Origin of the sequence: Streptomyces sp. TLI_171, assembly GCF_003610255.1 — a bacterium.
In the GTDB taxonomy this organism is placed as follows: Bacteria; Actinomycetota; Actinomycetes; order Streptomycetales; family Streptomycetaceae; genus Kitasatospora.
In genome coordinates this window covers 5,222,868-5,230,000 of record NZ_RAPS01000001.1, presented here as the reverse complement: position 1 = coordinate 5,230,000, position 7,133 = coordinate 5,222,868, and the positions used below count along the sequence as shown (strand labels likewise).

5 protein-coding genes are annotated in these 7,133 nt (G+C 73.8%); 2 read left to right on the top strand and 3 right to left on the bottom strand.

The window, feature by feature from the left end; all coding sequences use genetic code 11:
* Nucleotides 1-15: 15 nt before the first annotated feature.
* On the top strand, nt 16-657 hold the full coding sequence (locus BX266_RS23775) for a TetR/AcrR family transcriptional regulator (RefSeq protein WP_099902935.1): 642 nt from the start codon (nt 16-18) through the stop codon (nt 655-657).
* A 61-nt stretch (nt 658-718) separates the two neighbouring features.
* Here BX266_RS23775 and BX266_RS23770 read toward each other — a convergent pair whose 3' ends face one another.
* The 3 genes from BX266_RS23770 to BX266_RS23760 form a co-directional block, all read right to left on the bottom strand.
* On the bottom strand, nt 719-2,242 hold the full coding sequence (locus tag BX266_RS23770; protein ID WP_099908216.1) for a CoA-acylating methylmalonate-semialdehyde dehydrogenase: 1,524 nt from the start codon (nt 2,240-2,242) through the stop codon (nt 719-721).
* Between the two features lie 954 nt (nt 2,243-3,196).
* The gene (locus tag BX266_RS23765) at nt 3,197-3,643 is read right to left on the bottom strand and encodes a hypothetical protein (RefSeq protein WP_099902933.1); all 447 of its coding nucleotides are present in this window, start codon (nt 3,641-3,643) and stop codon (nt 3,197-3,199) included.
* 124 nt (nt 3,644-3,767) lie between these two features.
* On the bottom strand, nt 3,768-5,282 hold the full coding sequence (locus BX266_RS23760; protein ID WP_099902931.1) for a gamma-aminobutyraldehyde dehydrogenase: 1,515 nt from the start codon (nt 5,280-5,282) through the stop codon (nt 3,768-3,770).
* A 185-nt stretch (nt 5,283-5,467) separates the two neighbouring features.
* Here BX266_RS23760 and BX266_RS23755 point away from each other — a divergent pair, with 185 nt between their 5' ends.
* Entirely contained in the window at nt 5,468-7,114 is a 1,647-nt protein-coding gene (locus tag BX266_RS23755) for a PucR family transcriptional regulator (protein WP_099902929.1), read from the top strand.
* Nucleotides 7,115-7,133 lie beyond the last annotated feature (19 nt).

Below are 7,133 nucleotides of genomic sequence, written 5' to 3'. Positions count from 1 at the left end.
GCTACGCTGCGGCGCATGGGCGACACACGTGAGCGGTTGATGGACGCGGCCATCGGGGCGCTCAAGCGGCAGGGGATCTCGGGGGTGTCGGCGCGGAGCATCGCCGGGGAGATCGGGGCCAATCAGGCGCTGGTGTTCTACCACTTCAAGACGGTGGAGGGGCTGCTCGCGGCGGCGGCCCTGCGGGAGACCGAAGCGCGGTTGGGCCGGTACCGGGAGCAGTTCGCGGAGGTGGGTTCGCTGCGCGAGTTGCTGACAGTGGGTCAGCGCCTGCACGCGCAGGAGAGGGAGGCCGGGAACGTGGCCCTGCTGGGTCAGTTCCTGGCGGGGGCGCGGGGGTATCCGCAGCTGGCCGCGGTGTCGGCGGAGGCGCTGCGGCTGTGGACGGTGGAGATCGAGGCCGTGCTGGTGCGGCTGTTCGCCGGTCACCCGATGGCGGAGTTCCTGGACCTGCCGGGTCTGGCCAGGGCGGTGACGGCGGCGTTCGTCGGTCTGGAGCTGTACGAGGGGGTGGACCCGGAGGGTGCGGCGGGGGCGTTCGCGGCGCTCGACGGCCTGGGGGTGCTGGTCGAGGTGGTGGACGGGCTCGGTCCGGTGGTGTCCCGGGCGGTGAAGGCGACGGTGCGCCGCCAGGTCCGGAACAGCGGCGCCGGCTAGCACGGCCGGAAGGCCGGCCCCTGGTGGGGTCGGCCTTCCGTCGCGCCGGGGCGTGGTGGGGTCAGTTGTTGGTGGGGAAGCCCAGGTTGATGCCGCCGTGCGAGGGGTCGAGCCAGCGCTGGGTGACGGCCTTGCCGCGGGTGAAGAACTGGACGCCGTCGGCGCCGTAGGCGTGGGTGTCGCCGAACAGCGAGGCCTTCCAGCCGCCGAAGGAGTAGTAGGCGACGGGGACCGGGATCGGCACGTTGATGCCGACCATGCCGACCTCGACCTCGTTCTGGAAGCGCCGGGCCGCGCCGCCGTCGTTGGTGAAGATCGCGGTGCCGTTGCCGTACGGGTTGTTGTTGATCAGTTCCAGGCCCTCGTCGTAGGAGGGGACCCGGACGATCGACAGGATCGGGCCGAAGATCTCGTCGTTGTAGACGGACATGCCCGGCTTGACGTGGTCGAACAGGGTGGGGCCGAGCCAGAAGCCGTCGGCGGTGGGGGCGCCGGTGGCGTCCTCGCCGGAGATGGCGTGCTTGCGGCCGTCGACGGCGAGTTCGGCGCCGTCGGCGACTCCGGACTCGACGTAGGAGGTGACCTTGTCGCGGTGCTGGCCGGTGACCAGCGGGCCCATCTCGGAGTCGCCGTTGCAACCGGGGCCGACCTTGAGGGTGGCCATCCGCTCCTTGATCTTGGCGACCAGCTCGTCGCCGATCGGGTCGACGGCGACCAGCACGGAGACGGCCATGCAGCGCTCGCCGGCCGCGCCGAAGCCGGCGTTGATGGCGGCGTCGGCGGCCAGGTCGAGGTCGGCGTCGGGCAGCACCAGCATGTGGTTCTTGGCGCCGCCGAGGGCCTGCACGCGCTTGCCGTACCGGGTGCCGGTCTCGTACACGTAGCGGGCGATCGGGGTGGAGCCGACGAAGGAGACCGACTTGATGTCGGGGTGCTCCAGCAGGCGGTCGACGGCCACCTTGTCGCCGTGCACGACGTTGAAGACGCCGTCCGGGAGGCCGGCTTCCTTCCACAGGGCGGCGATGAAGTTGGCGGCGGACGGGTCCTTCTCCGAGGGCTTCAGGACGACCGTGTTGCCGGCCGCGATGGCGATCGGGAAGAACCACATCGGCACCATGGCCGGGAAGTTGAACGGCGAGATGATGGCGACCGGGCCGAGCGGCTGGCGGATCGAGTAGACGTCGACGCCGGTGGAGGCCTGCTCGGTGAAGCCGCCCTTGACCAGCTGCGGGATGCCGCAGGCGTACTCGACGACCTCCTGGCCGCGGGCCAGCTCGCCGAGGGCGTCGGAGTGGACCTTGCCGTGCTCGGAGACGATGATCGCGGCGAGCTCGTCCTTGCGGGCGTTGAACAGCTCGCGGAAGTTGAACAGCACCTGGGTGCGCTTGGCGATGGACGCCTGGCGCCAGGTGGTGAACGCCTGGGCGGCGGCGGCGACCGCCTGGTCGACCTCCGCGATCTCGGCGAAGTCGACCTGGCCGGTGACCTGGCCGGTGGCCGGGTCGAAGATGTCGCCGCGGCGGGGCGCGGTTCCGGCGGTGGCGACGGGCCGGCCGCCGATCCAGTGCGTGATGTGCTTGCTCAAGGGTCTCTGCCTCCGATGTCCACGGATGTCCCGCGCTCGTCTTCCAGTCTGCGCCGGGAGGATGCCCTGCTCAACGAGCACCCTGACGGGGAAGCGCGATTCACCCTTACAGGTCGTCGGCCGGGTCTTCGGGTCCGGCGGGGTCGGGGTTCTCGGCGGTGTCCAGGTAGGGGTCGTGCAGGCCGTCGGCGAGTTCGGTGGTCTCCAGCAGGGGTCGAGCCGCAGGTCCTGGGCCCAGGTCTCGGCCCACTGCTGGGTGTCGGCGGCGCCGGGCGGCAGCAGCGCGGCGGCGCTCTCCAGCCGGTCGGCGAGCGTGCGGGCGGTGAAGTCCTCGTCGAACGGGCCGGCCAGGGCGAGGAGTTCGCCCTCGCGGAACCGGTCGGTGAGGGCGTGCAGGGCGAACAGGTCGGCGGGCAGGGCGCGTTCGCAGAGGGTGAGGACGGCGAGGGCGGCGGCGTCCTCCAGGGCGGTGACGGGGATCGGCGCGGCGGCGGGCAGCACCGGCGGGTGGCGCAGCGGTTCGCGCCGCAGTTCGATGCCGAGGTCGTGGCGGGCGCCGTCGGTGACGGCGAGTTGGTGGCGGCGGGCGGTGCCGACGGGTTCCCGGAGGTGGTGGCCGGCGGCGCGCAGGGTTTCGGCGAGTCCGGTGGCGAGGTCGGCGAGCGGCGGGCCTTCGGCGCTGATCAGCAGCAGGTCGGTGCCGCGGACGGGGGCGCGGAGGCCGTGCAGGCGCAGGGCGTCGGGGCCGGCCAGGGCGAGGGCGTGCTGCAGGCAGTAGGGCTGTGCGTCGGCGAGAAGCGCGGCGCGGTCGGGCCGGCTGGGCGCGGTGGCGGCGGGGCTGCCGGGCAGGCCGGGCTGTTCGGGGCGGTCGGGCCGTCCGGTGTGCGGGGTCGGCCCGGCGCCGGTGCTGTCCGTGCTGTCGTCCATGAGCCCAGTCTGGCGCGCGGAGCGGCGTCAGTGCGGGCGGCGCAGCTGTGCGGCGGCGTCGTGCAGGGCGAGTTCGAGGGCGGCGGGGTCGACCAGGCGGCCGCTGCGGTGCGGGGGGATCAGCCAGTGCGGGCCGCGGGTGGGGCGGGTGGGGTGCGGGAGGGCGATCCAGGTGCCGTCGCCGGAGGCGCGGATGCCGGTGCCGGTCCAGCGGTCGGCGGTGCCGACGGGGACCAGGAAGCCGACGGTGTCGCCGGCCGGGTCTTCCAGGACGGGTCCGCTGCCGAGCCGGTCGAGCAGCGCGGCGGCGGGTCGGCCGAGCGGGCCGGGGGCGTGCAGCACGTCCCAACGGCGGCCGGCGGGCAGCAGGGCGAGGCCGAACCGGGTGCGTTCCCAGGTGCGGCGGCAGGCGTCGGGGTCCAGGGCCGCGTCGGCCAGCCAGTGCAGGGCGCTGGGGTGGCGGGTGGTGCTCACGGTGCTTCCTCGTCTCTCCCGGGCGGCGGGCGGGCAGCGGTGGCCTGTGCTGCCGTCACCCGGGAGAGCGGGGTACCGGGGATCTCTTACACGGATCGCCGGACCTGGTGGACCTGACGCGTCGTCAGCGGTCGCCGAAGATCGTCCGGTGCCAGTCCTTGCGGGCGACCGCGGTGGTGTCGAACATGACGTGCTTGACCTGGGTGTACTCGTCGAGCGAGTACTGCGACATGTCCTTGCCGTAGCCGGAGGCCTTGTACCCGCCGTGCGGCATCTCGCTGATGATCGGGATGTGGTCGTTCACCCAGACGCATCCGGCGGCGATCTCGCGGGTGGCGCGCAGCGAGCGGTGGATGTCGCGGGTCCAGGCGGAGGCGGCCAGGCCGTAGGGGGTGTCGTTGGCGAGGCGCAGGCCCTCCTCGTCGCCGTCGAAGGGCAGCACGACCAGCACGGGGCCGAAGATCTCGCCCTGCACGACCTCGCTGTCCTGGGCGGCTCCGGTGATCAGGGTGGGGCGGTAGTAGGCGCCGAGCGAGAGGTCGGCGCCGTCGTGGCCCTTGCCGTCGGCTACGCCGCCGGTGACCACGGTGGCGTAGCCGCGGGCGCGCTCGACGAAGCCGGCCACCCGGTCGCGGTGGGCGTAGGAGACCAGCGGGCCGAGGTCGGTCTGCGGGTTCAGCGGGTCGCCGAGGCGGATCGCCGCGTACAGCTCGGCGACGCCGGCCACGAAGGCGTCGTACAGCGGGCGCTGGACGTAGGCGCGGGTGGCGGCGGTGCAGTCCTGGCCGCTGTTGATCAGCGAGGCGGCGACGGCGCCGTGCACGGCGGCGTCGAGGTCGGCGTCGTCGAAGACCACGAACGGGGCTTTGCCGCCGAGTTCGAGGTGGGTGCGCTTGACGGTGGCGGTGGCGATCTCGGCAACCCGCTTGCCGACGGCGGTGGAGCCGGTGAAGGACACCATGGCGACGTCGGGGTGGCCGATCAGGTGCTCGCCGGCGGTGCGGCCGGCACCGGTGACCACGTTGACCACGCCGTCGGGGATGCCGGCGGCGGTGCAGGCGCGGGCGAACATCAGCGAGGTCAGCGGGGTGATCTCGGCGGGCTTGAGGACGATCGTGTTGCCGGCGGCGATGGCCGGGAGGATCTTCCAGGCGGCCATCTGCAGGGGGTAGTTCCACGGTGCGATGCTGCCGATCACGCCGATCGCCTCGCGGCGCACGTAGGACGTGTGGTCGCCGCTGTACTCGCCGGCGGCCTTGCCCTCCAGGTTGCGGGCGGCTCCGGCGAAGAACGCGGTGTTGTCGACGGTGCCGGGGACGTCGAACTCGGTGGACAGCTTGATCGGCTTGCCGGTCTGGGCGGTCTCGACCCGGGCGAAGTCCTCGGCGTGCTCGGCCAGGATGCCGGCCAGCCGGTTCAGCGCCTCGGAGCGGGCGCCGGGGGTGGCGCCGGACCACTCGGGGAGAGCGGCGCGGGCGGCGGCGACGGCGCTGTCGACGTCGGCGGCGGTGGCGAGCTCGACCTGCTGGACGGTGGCGCCCGTCGCCGGGTTGACCACGGCGAACGGTTCGCCGCCCGAGCCCCGGGTCGGGCGGCCCGCGATGTGCTGCGCGCCGTCGTTGAAGCTGGTCAGGTCCATGAGTTGCCTCCATTGCCTACTCGACCAGGCCGACGATGCCTCGGTTCGGGTGCTCGGGGCAAGCGTCACTCAGCAACGGGCCCGGCGAAGGGCCTTACACGCTGCAAGGCTGTGTCCGGGCGACAGGGCGTCGCCGTCGAGCATGATTGACCTGACACCCTGAGAACCCCCTGGAGGTATCCGCGATGCTCCCCACCGTCGCCCGCGTGCTCGACCTCGACGTGATGCGGCGCGGTCTGCCCCAGGTGGTGGCGGGGGCCGGGGCGCTGGAGCGGCCGGTGCGCTGGGTGCACGTCAGCGAGCTGCCGGACGTGGCGGGGGTGCTGCGCGGCGGCGAGCTGGTGCTGTCCACCGGCATCGCGCTGCCGGAGGACCGGGACGGGCTGGCCCGCTACGTGCGGGAGCTGGCCGAGGTCGGGGTGGCCGGGCTGGTGATCGAGTTCGGCCGGCGCTACTTCGACTCGCTGCCGCGGGCCCTGGTGGCGGCGGCGGAGCGGCACAACCTGCCGCTGGTGGTGCTCCGCCGGGAGCTGAGGTTCGTCGCCGTGACCGAGGCGGTGCACGCCCTGGTGGTGAACGCGCAGCTGGAGCAGCTGCGGGTGTCCGAGGCGGTGCACCAGGTGTTCAACGAGCTGGCGACCGAGGGCGCGGAGCCCTCCGAGGTGGTGCGGCAGGTCGGGCGGATGGCGGGAGCGCCGGTGGTGCTGGAGAACCTGGCGCACCAGGTGCTGGCGCACGAGACGGCGGGCCGCGGCGAGCAGGAGCTGCTGGAGAACTGGGAGCACCGTTCGCGCGGCGTGCACCCGCCGGGCCGCACCGGCTACGACCCGCGCTCGGGCTGGCTGGTGACCACGGTCGGCGCCCGCGGCCAGGACTGGGGCCGGCTGGTGCTGGTCGACGAGCCGGTGCCGCTCCCGCAGGACGTGCCGCACCCGCACGCGATGCTGCTGGAGCGCGGCGCGGCGACGCTGGCGCTGAACCGGCTGGTGGTGCGCGACCGCGAGTCGCTGGAGCGGCAGACCCACCGCACCCTGCTGTCCGGCATCCTGACGCACGCGCTGACGGTGTCCGAGGTGGCGCTGCGCGCGCAGGCGCTGGGCGTGCCGCTGGAGGGGCGGCGGCTGGTGGGCGTGGTGCTGAGGCAGCGTCAGGGTCCGCTGCCGGCGGCGCTGGAGGCGCAGGCCCGGCTGCGGGACTTCACCGAGCTGGCGGCCACCGCGATCCGCACCTCGCGGCTGTCCGCGCTGGTCGGCGCACTGGACGACGAGGGCGTGGGCCTGCTGGTGGCGCTCGGCACCCAGCAGGACGAGCACGGTTCGCTGGAGGCGTTCGCGGCGGCGCTGCGCCGGTTGTCCGCGGAGGCGGGCCGGGACGGTGCGGCGGCCGAGCCGGTGATAGCGGTCGGCTCCTCGGTGGGCTCGGTCCGCGACGCCCGGCGCACCCTGCTGGAGGCCACCCAGGTCGCGGACGCGGCGCTGCACGACGCCCCGGGCGGCCGGGCCGCCTACTACCGCCTGCCGGACGTCCGGCTGCGCGGTCTGCTGCACCTGCTGCGCGACGACGAGCGCCTGCAGACGTACGTGGAGCGGGAGCTCGGCCCGCTGCTGGCGTACGACGCGGAGCACGGCGGGCAGTTGGTGCAGATGCTGCGGATCTACCTGGAGCAGGGCCGCAACAAGTCGGCGGCGGCGGACGCCGCGCACCTGTCGCGGCCCTCGTTCTACGACCGGCTGCACAAGGTGGAGCGGATCCTCGGCGTGGACCTGGACCAGGTGGAGTCCTGCCTGTCGCTGCACGTGGCGCTGCTGGCGCTGGACGCGGTGCGCCGCTGACCGGTGGCCGGCGGCGCAC

What these genes read in the sequence shown, in the direction of transcription:
- BX266_RS23775 (WP_099902935.1), top strand. Translation starts at nt 16, where the DNA reads ATGGGCGACACACGTGAGCGGTTGATGGACGCGGCCATCGGGGCGCTC.
- BX266_RS23760 (WP_099902931.1), bottom strand. Translation starts at nt 5,282, where the DNA reads ATGGACCTGACCAGCTTCAACGACGGCGCGCAGCACATCGCGGGCCGC.
- BX266_RS23755 (WP_099902929.1), top strand. Translation starts at nt 5,468, where the DNA reads ATGCTCCCCACCGTCGCCCGCGTGCTCGACCTCGACGTGATGCGGCGC.